At 38.5% G+C, this 20,353-nt stretch carries 15 protein-coding genes and 1 tRNA gene; 1 reads left to right on the forward strand and 15 read right to left on the reverse strand.

Annotation, left to right across the window (positions count from 1 at the left end; translation table 11 throughout):
• Window positions 1–30: 30 nt before the first annotated feature.
• From LB450_RS08680 to LB450_RS08715, 8 genes are all read right to left on the reverse strand, one after another.
• On the reverse strand, window positions 31–219 hold the full coding sequence (locus LB450_RS08680) for a hypothetical protein (protein ID WP_224487529.1): 189 nt from the start codon (window positions 217–219) through the stop codon (window positions 31–33).
• A gap of 159 nt (window positions 220–378) precedes the next feature.
• Entirely contained in the window at window positions 379–1,686 is a 1,308-nt protein-coding gene (locus LB450_RS08685) for a tyrosine-type recombinase/integrase (protein WP_224487530.1), read from the reverse strand.
• Between the two features lie 109 nt (window positions 1,687–1,795).
• Window positions 1,796–1,868, reverse strand: a tRNA-Met gene (locus LB450_RS08690).
• A 538-nt stretch (window positions 1,869–2,406) separates the two neighbouring features.
• Complete coding sequence (locus LB450_RS08695) at window positions 2,407–2,589, reverse strand: CPXCG motif-containing cysteine-rich protein (RefSeq protein WP_224487531.1); 183 nt, start codon at window positions 2,587–2,589, stop codon at window positions 2,407–2,409.
• A complete protein-coding gene (locus LB450_RS08700; RefSeq protein WP_224487532.1) occupies window positions 2,589–3,920 on the reverse strand; it encodes a TolC family protein in 1,332 nt (443 codons plus the stop codon). Before LB450_RS08700 ends, LB450_RS08695 begins: the two co-directional genes overlap by 1 nt.
• Window positions 3,910–7,116, reverse strand: a complete 3,207-nt coding sequence (locus LB450_RS08705) for an efflux RND transporter permease subunit (RefSeq protein WP_224487533.1) — start codon at window positions 7,114–7,116, stop codon at window positions 3,910–3,912. The genes LB450_RS08700 and LB450_RS08705 overlap by 11 nt, the downstream gene beginning before the upstream one ends.
• Before the next feature lie 10 nt (window positions 7,117–7,126).
• On the reverse strand, window positions 7,127–8,245 hold the full coding sequence (locus tag LB450_RS08710; RefSeq protein ID WP_224487534.1) for an efflux RND transporter periplasmic adaptor subunit: 1,119 nt from the start codon (window positions 8,243–8,245) through the stop codon (window positions 7,127–7,129).
• Between the two features lie 45 nt (window positions 8,246–8,290).
• Window positions 8,291–10,201 (reverse strand): ABC-F family ATP-binding cassette domain-containing protein, encoded by a 1,911-nt coding sequence (locus LB450_RS08715; RefSeq protein ID WP_224487535.1) that lies wholly within the window; start codon window positions 10,199–10,201, stop codon window positions 8,291–8,293.
• Between the two features lie 63 nt (window positions 10,202–10,264).
• Here LB450_RS08715 and LB450_RS08720 point away from each other — a divergent pair, with 63 nt between their 5' ends.
• Window positions 10,265–10,660, forward strand: a complete 396-nt coding sequence (locus LB450_RS08720) for a DUF983 domain-containing protein (RefSeq protein ID WP_224487536.1) — start codon at window positions 10,265–10,267, stop codon at window positions 10,658–10,660.
• On the opposite strand, the gene LB450_RS08725 is transcribed toward LB450_RS08720, so the two are convergent.
• From LB450_RS08725 to topA, 7 genes are all read right to left on the reverse strand, one after another.
• A complete protein-coding gene (locus LB450_RS08725) occupies window positions 10,632–11,705 on the reverse strand; it encodes an NAD(P)/FAD-dependent oxidoreductase (RefSeq protein WP_224487537.1) in 1,074 nt (357 codons plus the stop codon). The two genes, LB450_RS08720 and LB450_RS08725, sit on opposite strands and share 29 nt — an antisense overlap.
• A gap of 111 nt (window positions 11,706–11,816) precedes the next feature.
• Window positions 11,817–12,839: a type IX secretion system ring subunit PorN/GldN gene (porN, locus tag LB450_RS08730; protein WP_224487538.1), complete on the reverse strand. Its 1,023-nt coding sequence runs from the start codon at window positions 12,837–12,839 to the stop codon at window positions 11,817–11,819.
• A 9-nt stretch (window positions 12,840–12,848) separates the two neighbouring features.
• Window positions 12,849–14,414 carry a type IX secretion system motor protein PorM/GldM gene (gene porM, locus LB450_RS08735; RefSeq protein ID WP_224487539.1) on the reverse strand — a complete coding sequence of 522 codons (1,566 nt, stop codon included), beginning with the start codon at window positions 14,412–14,414 and terminating at the stop codon, window positions 12,849–12,851.
• A gap of 24 nt (window positions 14,415–14,438) precedes the next feature.
• On the reverse strand, window positions 14,439–15,095 hold the full coding sequence (porL, locus tag LB450_RS08740) for a type IX secretion system motor protein PorL/GldL (protein ID WP_224487540.1): 657 nt from the start codon (window positions 15,093–15,095) through the stop codon (window positions 14,439–14,441).
• A gap of 23 nt (window positions 15,096–15,118) precedes the next feature.
• Window positions 15,119–16,477: a T9SS ring complex lipoprotein PorK/GldK gene (gene porK, locus LB450_RS08745; RefSeq protein WP_224487541.1), complete on the reverse strand. Its 1,359-nt coding sequence runs from the start codon at window positions 16,475–16,477 to the stop codon at window positions 15,119–15,121.
• Window positions 16,478–16,547: 70 nt separating this feature from the next.
• Window positions 16,548–17,702, reverse strand: coding sequence for a formimidoylglutamase (locus tag LB450_RS08750; RefSeq protein ID WP_224487542.1), 1,155 nt, complete (start codon window positions 17,700–17,702; stop codon window positions 16,548–16,550).
• Between the two features lie 15 nt (window positions 17,703–17,717).
• On the reverse strand, window positions 17,718–20,282 hold the full coding sequence (gene topA, locus LB450_RS08755; RefSeq protein ID WP_224487543.1) for a type I DNA topoisomerase: 2,565 nt from the start codon (window positions 20,280–20,282) through the stop codon (window positions 17,718–17,720).
• Between the last annotated feature and the right edge of the window lie 71 nt (window positions 20,283–20,353).

A 20,353-nucleotide genomic window follows, 5' to 3' on the forward strand; every position in this document is an offset into this window, starting at 1 on the left:
TTTACGTTAGTTTTACGTTTAATCAGCAGATTAGTTGGTTTTCGTGTTGAAAACCTTATTAAGTAAATACTCCATAGCATCTTCTTCGGTAAGAACGGTTCTGCTTTTTTTCTTTTTGGGGTTGATGGAGTACAAATCTTTTTTAAGCATTTCAAATAATCGCTCCTGCCCTTCCCTTGGAAGTGCTTTTGCGACCTGATAAGCTGTGTTTGCATCCATATCTAATCGCGAAATTAGATAGGCACAAAAACTCAAAACAGTTTAGTGCTGTTTGCTATAGTTTACTGTAGTTTACTATGGATTAAAGTAGTTTTCTCCAGTTTATTTGACTTTACTACCTATTATACATTAGGGTAATTAATGAAGTAAGCTATATTTCTACTTAAATAAATGCGAATAATCTTCTGGTAATTCAGCATCGATATCCCTTAAATACTTTTCAAGGGCGGCCATGGTGGAATGACCCGTGATCAGCATGAGTTTACTTTTGGTTTCATTTGGTGAGTTTTGCTCTCTAAGCTTTCTGTATAATTTGGTAATGAATGTGTGTCTAAAGCTATACAAACCAAACTCCTCTCCCAGCCCAAAATGATCCTTTACGTCTTTAAAACGTTTAGAAAATTCGGTTCTCCTGTTGGTTTCCGTAGCATTCCATGCTTCTCCAATACCAAAGCGACCAAACAGTAAAGTATTGCCAGGGAGTTTGGACAGATCTGGTATATCCTTGATAAGAATATCAGGGATAATTTTGATTTTTACCGGCTGGTTTTTAGCCTTGACGTAAAGCTTTTTATCTTTCAAGTCGACATCTCTTATTTTTAGCCTGCAGACTTCAATTGGTCTAAGAAAATTAAAACTGATAAATTTGATAAAGAGATGTAAAGTCGGATCATGTTTCTCCAGATGAGTGTTGATTTTCTTTTCCTGATCTGGCGTATAGGTTTTATTTCGCTTAGGAACGGTCTTTAATTTTGGAATGGATTGTACGAAATTGGATTTGACGATTTCGTTTTCTTCCAGAAGTTGAAATAAGGAAGCGATATCGGTTCGGGAATTATTGCGGTTTCTGGCACTGGTTTTTTTTACAATAGTATTCAAATACTGATTGACAGTTTTTTTGGTAATGCTGGTAATCGGATTATCAAATATCTTTTCCTCTCTAAGCCATTTTTCGAATAGACCAATCCTACTCTTATATTGAACATATGAGTTTTTATTCATCATGTGCTCTTTCATGGACAGTCCAAACTTAAAAGCTTCGTCAATGCTCATGATATCTTCCTCAGGTTCCACAGGCACAGGACTTGGCTCAGGCTGAGGTGCAGGTTGTAATTTTGGTTCTGGTTTGGGTGGCGTTTCTGTTGTATGTTCTTGATCTGAAAACAGCTTGGCTTCCAGGTCACTGTTATCTTTATAGGGGTTAAAGCCAAGCTCTAACAGTTTTGAGAGGGCTTCTCTCATCGTTCTAAGAAAAGCATAACGCTCACGCTTAGTTTTAAAGTTGTTGGCACCAGCCTTAATAAAAGGCTGTTTTTTAAGCTTGCCGGTTTCAGGATGTCGAAAGGAATAGTAGACGAACCAGCTTTTGCTTAAGGCTTCTTTTTTCTGAGCGGCTGTGAGTTTGGACCAGTTGGAAATATCAACACCACCAGTGAAGATTTTGGGTTCCGAATAGTCTAATTTCATAGATAAATCGTTTACGCTAGCGTTTACGGTTCGGAAAAGTAAGAAACTTATGGACATAAAAAAACGGATTGTGGTAGACAATCCGTTGATTTACTTGGTATTAATGTAGTAGCGGGGACTGGACTCGAACCAGTGACCTTCGGGTTATGAGCCCGACGAGCTACCTGCTGCTCTACCCCGCGATATATGTTTATAATGTGTTTTAGAACTTTCTTTAATATTAACTCTCGAACTTGTGTCCGCCTTGGGCGGATATGAGCCCGACGAGCTACCTGCTGCTCTACCCCGCGATATATGTTTACAATATTTTTTAGAACTTCCTTTAATCTTAACTCTCAAACCTGTATCCGCCTCAGGCGGATATGAGCCCGACGAGCTACTCCCGATATCTATCGGGACTCTACCCCGCGATATATGTTTACAATATTTTTTAGAACTTCCTTTAATCTTAACTCTCAAACCTGTGTCCGCCTCAGGCGGATATGAGCCCGACGAGCTACCTGCTGCTCTACCCCGCGATATATGTTTACAATATTTTTTAGAACTTCCTTTAATCTTAACTCTCGAACCTGTATCCGCCTCAGGCGGATATGAGCCCAACGAGCTACTCCCGATATCTATCGGGACTCTACCCCGTGATATATGTTTGTACATGTTTTATCAATATCGGACTGCAAATATAAGTCGAATTATCAATTCTACAAAATAAAACATGAACTTTTATTGCTCAATATCTTCAGCCCTGAATTCCTGAAGTTCTTCGTCCTCAAAACGCACACTGACTTCAATAGGATTGCAGCAGACCTCGCAGTCTTCCACATAGGTTTGTTGCCTCACCGAAGGGTCTAGCAGCATGCTGATATCTTCCCAGCAATACGGGCACTGAAAGTGATGTTCAAACATTAAAAGTCGATATTAAGAAGTTGTCCTGTAAGTTGCAACAATTGCAATTCTGCGATTTTTGCATCGTATTTGGCTAAATTACGACTTGTCTGGGCATTTATCAAATTGATTTGTGCTTGTCTAAATTCGATAGAAGTAATCTGACCTATGCTAAACTGCTCTTTGGAACGCTCGAAATTATTTGTGTTGGTAATCACGTTTTGCTCCTGTAACTCATAAATATACAATCGGTTTTTGTAGTTATTGAAAGCATTGGAAATATCACGTTTGACCTGAAACTTGATCTGATCCTTCAATACTTCCTGAGTCTTGTAGTCCACTTTTGCATTTTGTACTCTAACTGCTGTTTGTCCGCCATCAAATAAATCCCAGGACAGGCTCACTCCTGCAGATACGCCTTCCAGAGTTTGAGTAGAACCCGGAAAAAACGGAGATTCCGGACTTATGTTTCTGTTCCAACCATAAGAACCAAACAAATCGACCTGTGGAAAGTATCCCGCTCTGCTGATTTTGATGTCGTAATCACTTATAGTGAGATTTCTTTCCACTTTGAGTAAAGAAACGTTGTTTTCTTCAGCTTTTTCAATGTATTTAGAAATCAGTAATTCTGGAATAAAATTGACCAGAGTATCGACTTTAAAATCGTTTTCGAATTCAGTATTTAAAATCAGCATCAAATCACGTCGCGTGTTTTCAAGGTTTTGTCTTGCATCTATAAGATTGATGCTATCGTTGGCAGCATCCACTTCAGCATTTAGAACAATGAGTTTAGAACTTTGTCCAAATTCAAACTGATAATTGGAACGTTTAACTCTGTCATTTGAGATTTCCATGGTCTGTTCCAAAATCTGAAGGTTCTCATAGAGCCTGGCCACTTCGTAGTATACCGTAAACATTTGGATTAAGGTATTTTCTATGGTTTCCCTCACTTCCAATTCTGATAGATTGTACTGTTCTTTTAGACTTTTGAAGTTATATAAGCGACCTAGCCCGTCAAAAATGGTATAGTTTAAATCCAGACTAGCTCTATAGCTCCGGGTTTCCAAGTCGTTTTGGTCTATAGGCTCACGGCCTTCCACCTCAGCGAGTCGATCCTGAAGGCTGAAATCATAGCCAAACCTGGAAGAAAGCGTTGGTAAATACCCCGAGTTCAAAATCCCCTGGTTGTTATCGGCGATTTCAAGATTATTTTCAGAAACTTCAATATCAAAGTTGTTTCTGAGGACCAAATCAATAGCTTGATTCTTATCTAACAGGGTATCCTTTCTCATCTCCTGTGCTGAAAGACACGTCGCTACAAAAACAAAAAAAATGACTAATTTACTTTTCATCCTCATGTGCTTTTTCGTCTTGTTGTTCTTTATAAGCTCTTTCTAAGGTCACTCTATCTGCTAGTTCTCCCTTCGGAATCCATTTTGCCCCAAGCTTGATGTAATTGCTTATGGACAAGAAAATAGGCAACAAAATAAGTGTTAGCACCGTTGCAATCCCAATACCGTAAGCAATCGAAATGGCCATAGGTTTTAAAAATTGGGCCTGTCTGCTTTTTTCAAATATGAGTGGTGCCAGACCAGCAATAGTGGTTAATGAGGTCAAGAAAATAGCTCTGAACCTTGACTTTCCCGCATTAAAGATAGCCTCATCAAATGAGAGACCATCTCGTATATTATTGTTGAATCTGCCTATCAGCACCAGGCCATCATTTACCATAATTCCTATAAGCGCAATAATTCCTAAAGCCGATAACACATTGATAGGAAACCCGTGAATGTAATGTCCCCAGGCTACACCTATAATACTGAACGGCACCAGTAGTATAAGTATGAATGGCTGACTGTAGCTTCTAAATGTAAAGGCGATTGTCGCATAGATCAAAAACAAAATAATAGGCAAAACGCCTTTAGCTGAATTTGATAATTTACCAGCTTCCCGATTCTGCCCTCCATAAGAGACCGAAAGGGATTGGTATTTATTCAAAAGAGTGGGCATGATGTTATTTTGGATATTGGCAAGAATTTCAGTAGAACTCCCGTTGGGATCTTCCATATCTGCGTTTACTTGTATTTCCCGTTGCCCATCCAAATGACTTATAGATTCTGTTCCCCTTGAAATTTCGTAAGTAGCGATTTCAGAAAAAGCCACTCTGCTGCCGGAAGGCGTCGTTATACGCATATCCTCAAGGTTGGAAATGGAGGATCTGTTTTCTAAATTATACCTTACCCAAACTCGAATTTCATCCTGTCCTCTCTGAAAACGCTGAGCCGAAGCGCCAAAAAATCCATTTCTTACCTGACGCATGACCTCAGATAAATCTAAGCCTAAGGCATAGGCATTGTCTTTTAAGGTAATATCGATTTCCTTAATCCCTTCAGGATCTGAATCGGAAACATCCTTCAGCAGCGGATTGTCTTCCATCTCCTTTTTGAGGGCTTCTTTAGCCGCCTGTAGCTCTTGTATGTTATTGCCCAGCAAAGACACCGACACAGGTGAGCCTCCGAAATTTCCTCCAGAGCCAAAGGTTAAATTTTCTACGCCCAAAACAGTGCCTGCTTCATCTCTAATAGCATTGGTAATTTCAGAAGAAGGGAAATCGCGTTCTTCACCTGGCAAAAGATTTACCTGAAGAGAGGCTTTATTATTCCCTGGCCCTACTCTTTTGATGATATTCTCCACGACCTGCTTATTTCCAGATTGACGTTCGGAAAAATCTTCATTTACCCTCCAGGCCGCTGCTTCAATATAGGAAATGATAGAATCTGTTTTAGCTGGATTAACGCCCTCAGCCATCAATAAATCTATAGAAACCTGATCACTGGCAATACTCGGGAATAAGGTAATCCTGATTATATTTCCACCTATTGAACCAATGGTTATGATAAATAAAGCAAGAATGATGGATAGCGAAAAAATCTGATTTTTTAAAGAAAACAATAAGACTGGTGCATACAGTCTGTCCCTTAGAAATCTCATGATTTTATCCCCGATTTTGTTGATAGATCTCAATTTCCTAAACGCCCTTTTGAAAAAACCATCGTTTTCATTTTTCAAGTCTGCGTCCCTGACTAAAGCTTTGGAATGCGCAATGTGAGCTGGTAAAATGATAAAAGCCTCAATCAGTGAAACAACCAGGGTTAAAATAACCACCGTAGAGACTTCACTAAAAAATTCGCCAATTCTGCTGTCCAGAAATAAAAACGTGGTAAAGGCTAAAACCGTTGTGATAATGGCAGAAATAACTGGAGGCAAAACTTCCATCGTGCCGTCTATAGCCGCCTGAATAGGTTTTTTACCTCGCTCGTAATGCTGGTAAATATTTTCTGAAATCACAATCCCGTCATCCACCAGAATACCGATAACGATAATCATCCCAAACAAAGAAAGCACATTGATCGTCACGCTGAATAGCCCGGCAAAAACAAACATCCCCAGAAAGGCAACAGGAAGTCCAAAAGACACCCAAAATGCCAGGCGGGTATTTAAGAATAAGGAAAGAAAAAATAAAACCAGGACTATTCCAACTGCTCCATTCTCCAAAAGAAGCTGTGTTCTTTGATTAAGCCTTATAGAACTATCGCTTATCACATCAAGCTGGACGTTGTTGTTTTTCTTGTTAAACTCTTCTACATACACATTAACTTTATCTGCTGTAGAAATAAGATCTTCAGAATTGGTATTACTGATGGATATATTCACAGATACATTTCCATTGAAAAAAGAAACGTTGGCTGTGTCCTCAAACTGGTCTTTGACTTCAGCAATATCAGATAACCTTACCGTATTGCCATCGGCATCAGATCTTATGACTATATCATTGAGGGCGTCTGCGTAATATTCTCTTTGATTTGCTCTTATCAGATAGTCCTCTGCAGAAGTTTTAATCGTACCACCCGTGGTTAGAATATTATTCTGAGCCACCTTACGGGCAACTTCTTCAAAAGTGAGATTATAGGCCAAAAGCTTATCCTGAGATAGAGAAATCTCAATTTCTTCATTTGGAAAACCTGTGATGTTTATTTGAGAAATCCCATCAAATTGCCTAAGATCAGACTCGATTTGATAACTGATTTCTTTAAGTGTTTTCAGAGGAACATTGTCACCGGAAATAGCAAAATCAATGGTCTGCCTTATATTTTCTTGTTTAGCGACAACCAGCGGCTCCATACCCGCAGGAAAGGTAGGCACACGATCTACTGCATTTTTAACTTCGGTAAGCATCACATCAATGTCCTCGTCCTGCTCAATTTCTACAGTAATAGAACCTCCGCTTTCTCTGGCAACAGAAGTCACTCGGTCTATCCCCTCAAGACCTTTGAGGTTATCCTCTATTTTCAGAATGATGCCTTCTTCTATTTCTTCGGGTGCGGAGCCCGGATAGGTCACAGAGATCTGAATGATTTTGGAGTCTACCAGAGGAAAAAATGAAGACTTTAGACTTAATGCACCTGCGATACCAAAAATGACAAACGCAAGAATGATGACGTTGACGGCGACGTCATATTTTATAAAATAGGAAATGAGTTTTCTCACAATACTGGTCTTACAAAGATTCTTCTTTTTCTACTGAAACTTTCATTCCTGAATAGGCTCCCGGAACAACTCCAGATAATATTTTGGCACCGTCTGGGATACCCTGAACAATCACCTGTTCTTTGTTATAATGAACTGGTGTGACCTCTATCAATTTCAATAACCCATCCTCTACTGCGTAAACTTTTGATTTATTCACGATAAGCTCCCGTGGAATTTGAACAGAATTCTCTATAGTATTTGCTTCTATAATAGCCTCCAGATACATGCCTTCTTTAGCGTCTTCGTTTTGAAATCGAATAAAAACCTGAACGCTTTGTGAGCTTTGATCGATCTGAGCATTGATCCTTGTGATTTCACCTTCAAAAGTTTCTTGTTCTCCTAAAGGACGCATTTCAACTTTATTGCCAATATCTATGTACTTGATATAGTCTTGTTTTAAGGCTATCATCAATTCGTAAACCGAAGGATCTACAAATTCTCCAAGTTTTTGACCTGGCCTCACCAGCGTTCCCTCGTTGACTAAAGCTTCAGTCAGAACGCCATCAAAAGGAGCTCTAAGACTGAATTTTGACAAACGCTCTTCCAGATTTTTAAGGCTATAATAATCTGACAGGATATTCCTGCCTGTTATAAAATACCGCTCTTTATCAGTTTCGAACTCAGGTAGTTTTGGGGTTGCCGAATTCATCGAAAACTCATCTAAATAGGCTTTCCACTTGGGGTAAATAGCTGTATAATCGAGTCTTAAATCTGGCATAATAGAGGATAATGAACTGTAAAAAGCGCTCTTGACGGCTTGTACGTTGGCTACAAATTCCCTGTCGTTGATTTGAATAAGAAGCTCCCCTTTTTTATAGTACTGACCGGGCCTAAAGTTTTTGGAACTCTTTAAAAACACGCCTTCTACCTCAGCAAAGATTTCAAATTTGTTGAGAGCCATGACAGTTCCATTAGTGGAGAGCTGAACAGAATTTGTCTTATTGTCTACAGTATAGACCATGACAGGCTTCTCCATCTGAATATTTTCAGGTTTCTCTTTTACGTTACTGTCTATGATGTATTTGGCAACAAACACTGCTAAAACGATGACTATAAACCCTAAGGCTGATAAAATTACTTTTCTCATGATAAAATTAAGACCCTGATAAAGGTGAAAAGTTAAAGACTGTTTTTATAATTCTTCGATTTTAATCTGAAGCTCTTCCCAGGACTTCATCAGCGTTTCCAGCTTGCTTTTTTTGGCATTGTAGTTTTCAAAGAATTTTTCTTTTTGGATGGTTTCTTCGTAATTGAGCTCTAACTGCTTATCCAGTTCTTTCACCTCTTTTTCAAGTTTTGAAATCTTAGACTCTACTCCGCTTAGCTTATTCTGAAGAGACTTTTGTTTTTTCTGATATTCATAGTCGTTTTTGCTGGAGGACTCCGCTTTTGCTTCCTTCGCCTTCTTATCCTTTTTCTCGACTTCTCTCATCGATTCCAGGGCTCTGTATTTCAAATAATCGTTGATATCGCCAAGGAATTCTTTCACTGTGTTGTTTCTGAATTCATATATAGAATCAGCTAAACCCTGTAGAAAATCTCTATCGTGAGACACCAGAATTAACGTACCTTCAAAATTGTTGAGTGCCGATTTTAAGACGTTTTTAGATTGAATGTCCAGGTGGTTGGTAGGCTCATCCATAATCAGCACATTAAAGGGAGATAAAGACATTTTAGCAAGCGCTAAACGGTTTCTTTCCCCACCAGAAAGCACCTTGACAAATTTCGTCACATCATCCCCTCTGAATAAAAAGGAGCCCAGTATATCACGCACCCGGCTTCTGTTGCTCTCGTTGGCTGCATCTATCATAGTATCCAGAACAGTCTTGTTTCCATCCAGATATTCTGCCTGGTTTTGAGCAAAATAGCCGATTTCCACATTGTGCCCGAGTTTGAGGCTTCCACCGTGCTCGAGTTCACCAACTATAATTTTAGCCAAAGTAGACTTTCCCTGTCCGTTCTGCCCAACAAACGCAATTTTAGAATTTCGTTCGATTAAGAAATCCACATCCTTAAAGACAGTGTCTTCTCCAAATGACTTTGATAAATCTTCGGCTTCAATCACCACTTTACCAGGGCTTTTGGAACTGGTAAATTTCACGTTCATCACCTGATTGTCTTCCTCATCAACTTCGATGACCTCGGTCTTTTCCAGCTTTTTAATGAGGGATTGCGCCATAGACGCTTTGTTGGCTTTAGCTCTAAATTTGCTGATCAGCTTTTCGGTTTGTTCGATTTCTTTCTGCTGATTTTTTTGAGCGGCAAGCTGTTGCTCGCGTAATTCTTCCCTTAAAACTTTGAATTTAGAATAAGGTTTATTGTAATCGTATATCTGACCCAGAGACAACTCAATGGTTCTGTTGGTTACGTTATCCAGAAACATCTTATCGTGAGAAACAATCACCACGCAGCCCGGAAAGTTCTGCAGGAAGCTTTCTAACCATAGAATACTTTCTATATCCAGATGGTTGGTAGGCTCATCCAAAAGAAGAATATCATTGCTTTGCAGCAGTAACTTAGCCAGCTCGATACGCATTCTCCAGCCTCCGGAAAAAGTGTCGGTAAGCTTATCAAAATCTGAGGTTGTGAACCCGAGTCCTTTTAAAACCCTTTCGGTTTCACCCTGATAATTGTACCCTCCCAGTATTTCATACTGATGTTGGTAATCGTTCAGGTCAATCATCAATTGATTATAGCCTTCGCTTTCATAATCGGTTCGCTCTACCAACTGCTCGTTGATATACTCCAGTTTTGACTCCAGGCTTTTGATAGCTTCAAAAGCTTCATAGGCTTCCTCCAAAACAGTTCTTCCTTCTTCAAAATCGATATCTTGTTTCAGAAAACCGATATCGATCTCTTTATCCTTAGCAATCTGACCTGTATCTAACGGCATTTCGCCAGAGATAATCTTGAGCATAGTCGATTTTCCAGCTCCGTTTTTACCGATAAGACCTACCCTATTTCCCGCGCTCAGCTTAAAGCTGATCTCCTTAAAAAGATACTCTCCTCCAAATGAAATAGAAAGGTTATGAATGTGTAGCATATGTTACCTGAAATTTTTGCAAATATTGGTATTTTTGCACTGTAAAGCTAAATTTTATTCAAAATGCTTAAAGGATCAAAATTATATAGCGTGTTTACAGGAAAATGTCCCGTATGTCACGAAGGAAAAATGTACAAAGAACCAAACCCTTATAAGTTGAGTAAAATTTACGAGATGCACGAGAGGTGTTCGGTCTGCAACACTAAGTTTAAGATCGAACCTTCCTTTTTTTATGGAGCTATGTATATAAGTTATGGCCTAGGCGTTGCCTTTGCTGTAGCCGCATTTCTTACCTCTTATTTTCTCATCGGACTGCAGGTTGTACCATCGTTTATATCCATAATTGTGGTCTTGGTACTTCTAGGCCCTATCATTATGAGGTTATCCAGAAATATATGGATCAATTTATTTCTGTCTTACGATGAGGACGCTAAACATAAAACTTCAGAAACCGATTAAGGTTAATTTCTTTGTCGATGTCTTTACCTTCAAAAATATAATCAACCAGTTTTTTCGATAAACCAGGCGCAGCCATAACACCTCTGCTGCCAAAACCATTAAGGATAAATAAATTTTCATAGTCTGGATGCGAACCTACAACAGGCTTTCTGTCCCTCACCGTAGGTCTGACTCCTGCAACCTGATCAACAACCTCAAAGTCACATTCTAGCATTTCAGAAAGTTTAGCTTCAAGTTCAAGGCGAGCATCTTGAGTAGGACTATCGTTTAAGTGTGCTCTGGAATAGGTTGCTCCGTACTTATAAAGGTCATTGCCCAGAGGAATGATGAAATTTTTGGATTTAAGAATGGAATCATTCGACTTCAGATCCTGAGCTTTAAAAATTAAATATTCTCCTTTGTTACCATAAATCGGGAGCCAGTTGAAAAATGGATTATTTACAACTCCATAGCCTTCACAAAAAATAACAGACTTGTATTCTTTAGACTTGTACGAAATTTTTTTATTACTGATTTTTAGAGCTTCATAATTCAGTGTTTGAGAAATAAATTGCAAAGAATCTACGTATCGGGCTTTTTCAGTTTCGATTAATGACTTAAGATGAAGCAAATGGGACTGAAGCACTTCTCCAGCTTTAAAATTAGCCTGAACTGCACTATCTAATTTCTGAATTCTCGGATTCAGAAAAGGTTCAAGCTGAAGCTGATCTGAAGCGACAATCCAATTGTTCTGATCTTCAACAGAAGAAAATAGTTTATAAACAGGTAGTGAATTAAAGTAGGTTTCTCCAGAAGCAGAATTGAACTGATTATAAAATTCAATAGCCTCTGGCATAAACCGCTCTGCATTCCATGCTAAATTATACCGCTTAAGAGCTACAGGGTTCAGAACTCCACCGGCTACCTTAGAAGAATGCTGACTTTCATCAGCTAAAATATCAAAGGACTTTGACCGGCTCTCAAGCTGCTTAGCAACCGTTAAACCCGCAATCCCAAATCCAACTACCAAAACATCTTTCATCTGTTCAAATTTATTGTTTTTCAAAGGTTAGGTCTTATTGACCCTGAGCCATATCAATTAATTGATATGGCTTATTTCATAAAAAAACCCCTGCATAAAGCAAGGGCTAATTTATAGTTTTAAATTAAGATGGAATTAATAACTCCACATATCCAATTCAAAGTTTCTAATCTCTTCTTCTATTCTTTGTGACTCTAATAACTGAAGCAATGCATTGTCCTGTATGTATTCGTCAACCTCTCTGTCTTCATAAACGTTTTGAGTTTTATAAATAAAGGAGTCGAATCGTCTGGAATTCAAAAGATGATCGAAGCTAAAAGGCACGGAACTATTTTCATCATTCAAAACTTTGGCCTGGTGCAATGGATATCTGGAAGACGGAAACCAAACCCAAAAATAAGGGACGATTTGGGCATCCCCGGTAAAACTTGGGTTTTGACTTTGTATGTCGTAGCCGGCAGGCGCAATACCGAGTAACCTGTATCTTAATTCACTGCGCATATTATCAAAATACCAGATTCCTTTAATGTGATATTCCAAAATTTTTCCACTGGTGATTTCGGTAGGAATCAAATAAGGCTCCATCTGTGCGATGAGTTCTTCAGAATACAGCTGTGGATAATCTGAAAGCGTCCCTGCTAAAGACCTGTTGATAAATTGCTGAACATTTTCGGTTCCTGTAACTCCATATTGGCCTAGAATATCTAAAGCAACATCTGGCAAGAAGACAGATTTGGTAGATGCTAAAATCTCATTGTATGTTTTTCTCTTATTAAAATAACTTGTCGCATAGACTTCAGTTATAGCTTTTGCAGCAGTTGAGTCTTTCGAGCCCAGCTCTATAGCATCCAATAGAACCTTATATAACGACCGTCTGTCTGAAGAAAATGAGTTGTCCTGAGTAGGATATAAAAGAGGGAAGTTGACTTTTTGTCTTAAATCTATTTTTTCCCATACTACTTTAGACCATAAAATGTCATTATCGCCAACATAACCGTATTCGAGAGGCTTGTCGTCATTTGCTATTTTTTGATTTTCTGTAAGAACCCCTACCTGAGATGGCTTGGTTGCATTTAAAATATTCGATTGCGCTAAAGCGGAACTCCCGCTTAAAGCAAGTAGTGTACCTATTAAAAATTTAAAACTGGAATACCTCATCATCTTAATTTAATTAGTTAATTGTACCAATATGGCTGGCATGTTTTTAACGTTAACCCCAGGAACATCTGCTTTGATATCAAAAATTTGTATGATATCTCCAGCCTTAGCTAAATCTAATAAGCCTTGTGCTCTTTGGTTGAGCCTATTGCCATTTACAACCACAGAAGGTTGACCAGGAATACTCAGCGTAAATTGTTTGACTACGGGATTTATATCAAAATCAAAGTTTTCAAAAGTCGCACCGACAGGTGAAACTTTCAAAGCGTTTTTAGGCATTTGTATAGCTGCACCTTCCTGTATTTGCCCTCTTACGGTTGGAGTTGGTCTTGGTAAGCTTTTAATTCTAAAAGTAGCTGAGGATGGAAATTTTTTCCCGTCAATTTCCCCAATAACATTTATTTTAACTTCAGTCCCTGTTTTTGGAACCATCACATATTGAGAACCCTGTACTTGTCTCAGACCAGGTGCACTTGCGTCAACTTTATTCCCGGGAACACCAGGCATAGAGACTGTTATTGGATTTTCGATTCCCCTATAAACAACGTTCATTTTATCAGCAGAAACAATAGCCTGATTCGGTTTCGGAATGACAGAAAAAGATTGTTTCACAGGAACTTTAATCGGTTTTCCATCCTGATCGAAAATAAGATTACCGGCAATTATATGTTCACCAGCCTGACCTGCATTTATATTTAAAACAACTCTTCCATCTTTAATTGTATAGTCGGAGTCTGATAACTTTCTTCCATCCAAAGTCAAATTAACTTCGTTAGGTTTAGTTGACTCATCGGTCCTTCCTAATACAATAGAGCCATTGAATTTATCGCCCTGATAGTAAGCCCCTCTTTCGGTTTGTAGAAGGGTTGAATAATTATCCATAGATGCGATTTGAGTTAATTGCCCAGACAGCATAGAGGATAAAATTTCATTTTCAAGGATTTTTAAATTGTTTTGTAAATTAGTTATTTTAGTAATTGATGATATGAGTGGATATCCAGCAAAATGATGTCTTACGTAATTTACTTTTGCCCCTTTAACACCAGCCTCTGGAGTTACTGGGTCACCACTGAATTTATCATTGATAGTGGACAAGTACCCTTCATATTTAGCATTACCGCCTAAAACCTGGTTCATTTTATCTTTATAGGCTCTCATTTTAGCTAAAAACTCTTCACCTGCTGGTGTAAGTTTTTCTCCCTTTACGAATAATTCATCTACATAAGCAGATTTATCCATCGATTCATAATCTTTTGGATCTTCAACAGAATTATACATACCTTCTTTTATATCTGCGAAATAGGTAAATAATTCTGAAGTTGCTGAAGAAACTTCATCAGCTTTTTGTTTTACCTCAGCAAATTGTTCAGGAGACTCAGATGCCTTCACTTCGAGATACTCAAGTGCATCATTATTTTTCTGTTCAAAATTGGTGTTGGTATCTTCTAAAGACTCATTAATTGTTCCAAATGCAGACAAAACTTCTTTCGACATATTCAATGCTAACATTGCAATAAACACCAAATACATCATGTTAATCATCTTCTGCCTTGGGGTTTCCTTTCCTCCAGCCATAGTGGTAAATTTATAGGATTATAATTAAGCCTTTGGCCTCATAGCACTCAACATTCCTCCATAAACCCCATTAAGAGAGTTTAAGTTTGCCGTAAGAGATTCCATTTGTTCTTTCAATCTATCTGCATTATCAGTTACAGCCTGGTTAGCTTCAACTTGTTTAGAAGCAGATTCTACCTGCACTTTATATAAGTTATTCAAAGATTCCATATGTGTTGCTGCTAGGGTAATCTCTTCGCTATATTTTTTCTGAGATTCCATGGAGTCAGTCGTTGGCTTGATACTTCTGGCAGCATCTTCAAAGTTCTTAATACTATCGCCTAAACTTTCCATCAATTGAGAATCTATTTTAGCTTCTCTAAGCATATCATCCAGCTTTTGAGAAAGAAGACCTTGTTCATCTTCTGTATTATTTGGAGACTTTTCGTTTTTTGAAGAGCTACCTGCACTGTCCAGTTCCGGATATACTTTAGACCAGTCTAGGTCTTTATCTACAGGCTCAAAGGCAGATATAGTAAAAATTACAGCTTCAGTAATAAGGCCAATAGTCAGCATTAAACCACCAGTAATAGGGCCGATACTGATGTGCTGGATTTTAAATAGTGCTCCTATAATAACGATGGCCGCTCCTAGGCCATAAACCATACTCATTATTTTCTTTCTCGATTTTGATTTTGCCATGATATAGTAATTGATGATTAGTATTAATCTAAATTAAGTGAATTCCCCAGAAAGTCCTGAACAGTTCTAAAACCTATAAAACTTCTCGCTGAATCAGAATATTCGTAATCTCTGGTACTTACCTGAAGGTAATAGCTTACATCTTTCCATGACCCACCTCTTATCACCTTTCTCTGATTTTTACTGCTATTTACATTAGGACTCATAGAAGACATATATTCGTAAGAAGAGGGGTCGTAAGACGTGTTCACCCACTCCGAAACATTTCCAGACATATTGTACAAGCCATAATCATTTGGCTGGTAAGACTCAGCCTCTACAGTATACAAAGCCCTGTCGGCAGCATAATCACCTCTAAGAGGCTTAAAATTTGCCTTAAAACATGCTCTGTCATCTTTAGCATAAGGGCCTCCCCAGGGAAAAGTTGCTCCTTCTAAACCTCCTCTCGCGGCATACTCCCATTCTGCCTCAGATGGAAGTCTGAAAAAATTGACGTTTGCTTCGTTTTTCTTTTTTCGATAGTCGTTAAGGTACTTGGTTCTCCAATTGGCAAAAGCTTTAGCCTGGCTCCATGTCACTCCAACAACCGGATATTCATCGTAAGCGGTGTGTGAAAAATAATCATTGTGAAGCGGCTCATTATAAGAATAGTAAAAATCCTTTATCCAAACTGTAGTATCGGGATAAACCATTATTTCTTTTTCCGTTATGAAATCGGCACGACTCCCCTTAGTTCTTGCTGCGGCTTCAATATCTATTGTTTTATAAGCATACTTAAACTTGGTTACATCAAGCATTCTTCGACCTGTATAGGATTGATCATCAGACAAGTAAAACTCATCTATCACATAAACATAGTCTTCATCTGGATATTCAGCAGGATCCCAAATAATTTCCGGATCCCAGTTCAAAGCCTGATCCAGGGGATCGTAGTGTTTTGAGAATTCTTGAAAAGCACTTAACTCTTCGTCATCTCCATCGCTTGAGTTTTTAAAAGCAAATCGCTGTATACCGTCCTCATTATCACCACCGTCTCCAGCCAAATCTGCAGCTTCAGCCAATTTTTGCCTTATAACAGAATCTCTTACTCTTTCTACAAATTGCCTGTATTCTGAGTTAGTAATTTCAGTTTCATCCATATAGAATGAGGGAACGGTAACCGTTTTTGGGGGTGCGTTTTTAACTGCAGCCAAATCACCATCAGATTTCCCCATGATAAAAGACCCGCCTTCTACTAGAACCATGCCATACGGTTTTTCAGGGAACCATTTTTTCCCTTCCACCCCAACAAGTTGACCCTTATCATTTTTTCCACAACTCATTACCAAAAAGGCCAGTAATACTAGTGAGAAACTTATAGGGGATAAAAAATAAACTTTCATAGCTAATTAAATTATATTCAAATCCTGTTCCCAAAGAAACAATTTTTTCTTAATACTCAAAAGATTTAACCTAAATGTTGTTTTTATATTTAGCCTTCAACCATCTCTCAGGTAACAAAGAGGCAGATGCATCTAGATAATCTTGTTTATCACATGCTAATAACGACGGCTTTTGGGCATTATTATTTTCATTAGGAATTTTGATCCACCATCGATTAGATATTTCACTTTTGAGAAAAACCAACACCTCTTCCTCTATCGGAACATTGTATTTCGTAAAGTTTGAGCTTTTTTCGGTTACATTCTCGTTTAATCTTAAACTATAACCCTCCATGAAGTACCATACCATTTGTGAGATTAATTGCGTAAGCCCCTCAGATTGCGATAAAGCCTGTAACTCATAGATGCCATAAGAACTCAACTTATCACTCATCCCTGCATATCTTGATAATTTACACAGGTCAAATGTACTGAATCCATTAATATTTCTGTGACTAGAATCAGCAATTTCTGAAGATTTAACACAATAAATATCAACACTTAACAAGTCCGTATCTCTCAAAACAGGCTCAACCTTTGTAAAGTCCTGTTTAAGCTCTCCCAGCCTTAAGGTTTCGAAAAACAGTCTGTCCATCAAATCAATTTCTTCGAGAGGAGACTGATAGGTTTGATAACCCAGATTGCTGTAATTGAACAGGTTATAAGGTTCTTCAATAATCATCTTTCCCACATAAGACTGTCCGTTCATCGGTAAATCTGAATTTCCTAAATCAAATTTGTGATCTGCAGAAGTAAGGTTGACCATATATTTTATACCATCGTATGCCCTGTATTGATAAAAGGTCAAATCCTGGCTACCTCCTAAAATAACAGGAACTATCGATTTCTTATAAAGTTCAGACAAAATGGATTTAAAAACGTAAGCGGTGTCCGACACCTCATCACCCATAGATATATCGCCTAAGTCTAAAATTTTCAGGTCCCAGTTACCCACATACATCCCGTACAACTGAGTTCTGATCTCATCAAAATAAAAGTCTGATTTTTTCTCGTAAACGCTATGACGGGATTCTTTAATGCAAAGAATCGCCATCTGCACATCCCCAAAGTCAATTCCGTCCTCACCGTTATAAAAACTTATATATTGGGATAAGGTTTGGTTTGAAAAAGATTCAATCGCTTCCTGTAATTGTTCTTGAACGGGCTCTAGAAATTCAAATTCCATTGATTTTAATTCGGATTATTTTGATTTTGATTTGGACTTTGTATTTGTTGATTTTTTGGTTGTCGTTTTTTTGGTTTTAGAAGTTGCCTTCTTAGACTTAGTAGCCGCTTTCTTTTTGGCAGGTTTTTTCTTTTTCTTGGTATTCTTTTCTAAAATGGCCTGAGCTTCATCCAGCGCCATACCTTCAGCATCTGTTGTCTTAGGCAGCTCCACTTTTGACTTGCCTTTAGATAATTTGTAACGACCCCACCTTGCTTTTTCCAACTTAATACCTTCTTCCTCCCAGTGATGAATCAATTTATCTTTCTCCTTCTGAATTTTATCCTCGATCAATTCAACAATATCATCTTCACTTAAGTTATCGAAGTCATATTTCTTGTTTACATTAATGAACATGCCGTCCCATTTTAAATAAGGACCAAATCGACCTACCCCTTTCTGCACACCCTTGTCATCATAATAATAAATGGGTTCTTCTGCCTTTTCTTTGGCTTTAATCAATTCAATAGCTCGATCGTAAGTCACATCCAGAGGATCTTCTCCTTTTTCCAGGGAGACGAATTTCTTTCCAAAACGCACATAAGGACCATACCGACCAATATTAGCCTCCACATCTTCGCCTTCATATTCTCCCAGCTGCTTTGGAAGCTTAAACAGCTCCATAGCTTCTTCGTAAGTGACAGAAGACAAGGTCTGACTGGGTTTTAAACTCGCAAATCGTGGCTTTTCATCATCTTCTACAGAGCCAATCTGAACCATAGGACCAAATCTACCTAACCTCGCACTCACAGGCTTACCGCTTTCCGGGTCTTCCCCCAAAATTCGTTCACCAACTTCTCTGTCTGCATTGGCGGCAACATCTAAAACATTGGGATGAAAATGAACGTAAAAATCTTTCATCACCTTGGTCCACTTTGCATTTCCTTCTGCCACCTCATCGAAATCCTGTTCGAGTTTGGCCGTGAAATTATAATCGAGAATACTTTTGAAGTGCTTGACTAAAAAATCATTCACCACCATTCCCACATCGGTTGGGACTAATTTACCCTTATCGCTTCCTACTTTTTCTGAAAGCGTTGCCGTTTGGATTTCGTCGTTTTTGAAGGTATACTGAATGTATTTTCGTTCAGTTCCATCCACGTTCCCTTTTTCAATATACTTTCTATTTTGAATCGTAGAAATGGTTGGAGCGTAAGTAGAAGGTCTGCCTATTCCTAATTCTTCCAGTTTTTTTACAAGCGCAGCTTCAGTGTAACGAGAAGGCGGCCTCGTATAGCGTTCGGTAGCCTGGATATACTCATTCAGAAGTGATTCTCCAACGTTCATCGCAGGCAGAAGTCCGCTTTGCTCCTCATCTTCCTCGTCTTTGCCTTCCAAATAGACTTTCAGGAATCCATCAAACTTGACAACCTCTCCGTTGGCTGAAAACTCACGCTCATCTTTATCAGATGAAATTCTGACGTTTGTTCTCTCCAACGCTGCATCGCTCATCTGAGAAGCAATGCCTCGTTTCCAGATCAATTCATAAAGCCTCTGCTGATCGCGTTCAGCATCGATTTGATGTGAAGCAAAATTGGTTGGTCTTATAGCTTCGTGGGCTTCCTGAGCTCCCTTGGACTTACCTTTATAGTTACGTGCTTTGTGATATTTATCACCATAAGCACTTTTTATTTCATCTTCAGCGCTTTGTTTTGCCTGATTAGACAGATTCACACTGTCTGTTCTCATATAAGTAATATGACCAGCTTCGTAAAGACGCTGAGCCATATTCATAGTCTTACTTACAGAAAAATAGAGTTTCCTGGCTGCTTCCTGTTGCAGCGTAGAGGTTGTAAATGGTGGAGCTGGAGATTTTTTAGCTGGTTTTTTTGTGAGATCGCTTACTTCAAACTTGGCTTGCTTTTGAGCTTCAAGAAAGGCTTCAACTTCTTCTTTAGAACCTAAATTTTTAGGAAGCTTAGCTTTAAAGCTATATCCCTTTTCCGTTTCAAATTCAGCATCTACTCTATAAAACACTTCAGGGCTGAAGTCTATAATCTCACGTTCACGCTCAACTATTAATCGCACAGAAACTGACTGAACTCTTCCTGCTGAAAGCCCGCCTTTAACCTTCCTCCACAAAATAGGGGAAAGCTCATAGCCTACCAGACGGTCCAAAACCCGTCTTGCCTTTTGAGCATTAACAAGGTTATAGTTGATTTCTCTAGGGTTTTTTATTGCATTTTTAATCGCAGACTCCGTAATCTCAGAAAAAACGATACGTCTGGTTTTCGCAGCATCAAGTTTTAATTCATCCGATAAATGCCAGGCGATTGCCTCTCCTTCTCTATCTTCATCACTTGCTAGCCAGACTGTTTCAGACTCTTTAGACATTTTAGTAAGCTTTCTTACCACGTCTTTTTTATCGCTATTGACCACATATTTGGGCTTGAAGTCATTATCAACGTCAACTCCCAACTCTTTTGAAGGCAAGTCGGCAATGTGACCAAAACTGGAGGCTACCTTATAGTCTTTACCTAAAAATTTTTCTATAGTCTTAGCTTTGGCAGGAGACTCAACAATTACTAGATTTTTTGCCATTGAATAATATTTATACTGCAAAAGTATACGATTTTTTGGATTTGAATTTAATAACGACTCTAAAGTAGCAT

This window comes from Psychroflexus curvus, assembly GCF_020164585.1.
Taxonomy (GTDB): Bacteria; Bacteroidota; Bacteroidia; order Flavobacteriales; family Flavobacteriaceae; genus Psychroflexus; species Psychroflexus curvus.